Genomic DNA, 1038 nt, shown 5'->3' with positions numbered 1-1038 from the left:
GAATCGAACAAAACAGCGGGCCGGCAACAGGTGTTTCTGCGGTAATAGATTGTTATTGCTGATTTTTTTCGGATAATCGTGGGATTTTGCAAAGGATGCGGACATTCACCACAGACGTTTGTTGGCGAAAGCGTGCCCGGAACCGGATTTGAGATAACGTTCGAATGAAGTCGCGTTGGCCTGGTTCGAGAAGGCGACATAGGTCACGATCCGCCATGGCATGAATTTGGAAGTATGGTTGGATTTTCCAGCGTTGTGCTCGACGATCCGTCGTTTCAGGTCGGAAGTTACGCCGATATAGCGCTCACCTTCCGCAGCAGTGCTTTCCAGCAGATACACATACCACACGAATTAGCCCTCCCTCGCCATCCTGCTTCGCGGAAGCAGGGCTGCCAACCTTAATCTGCAAGGGTTTGCGGCCCTCCTTCGCCAAGGCTTCGGAGGGCATCCTGCTTCGCGCAGAGAGGGAGTCGCCGGACTTGTCCTGCGAAGCGCGCAGCGCGAAGCAGGATGGCGGAGAGGATGGGATTCGAACCCACGAGAAGCTTTTGACCTCTACTCCCTTAGCAGGGGAGCGCCTTCGACCACTCGGCCACCTCTCCGTTGCGCCGGTGGATAAAGAAAAGCGCCGGCACAATCAACAAGCCTGCGTGATTATCATTGAAAAAACCAGCTCCTGCCGAAGCGCCGCCTTGGCGGTGCGGCGATTCCGTGGCGATTCGCTGGCTGGCGACCCCGGGGGCATGATCGCAATTCCGGCGGGCAATCGCCGGAACCGGCCGGATTGCAAGGGCTCCAGAGGGCTCGATGGTTAATGAGAGCTTTCCGAGTGAGGCCAAATCGTGTCATTTGTGCAACAACGTTTGGGGATAGCACCCGCATAGACCTTTCGCCGGTACGATGGTGGTTGAACGCCGCCGCCTCATGGGTAATGTCGAGTTCGAAGGAGCGGCGCGGTGCGCATCTTTTTCGGTAGTGGGGATGGGGCAGGGAACGCTGTCCTTCAGCAAAGAATACCCAGACCCGTTTTTTAACTTT

The 1038-nt window shown here is 56.4% G+C and carries 1 protein-coding gene and 1 tRNA gene; both read right to left on the bottom strand.

Features of this window, described 5'->3' with window-relative positions; genetic code table 11:
• Positions 1–105: 105 nt before the first annotated feature.
• Complete coding sequence (locus ABID19_RS34315) at positions 106–348, bottom strand: GIY-YIG nuclease family protein (RefSeq protein WP_354494863.1); 243 nt, start codon at positions 346–348, stop codon at positions 106–108.
• A 163-nt stretch (positions 349–511) separates the two neighbouring features.
• A tRNA-Ser gene (locus ABID19_RS34310) sits at positions 512–602 on the bottom strand.
• Positions 603–1038: the final 436 nt, after the last annotated feature.

The organism is Mesorhizobium robiniae (genome assembly GCF_040545535.1).
Classification (GTDB): Bacteria; Pseudomonadota; Alphaproteobacteria; order Rhizobiales; family Rhizobiaceae; genus Mesorhizobium; species Mesorhizobium robiniae.
Note: the sequence above shows the minus strand (reverse complement) of the source record. Positions and strands in the feature narration are given on the sequence as shown.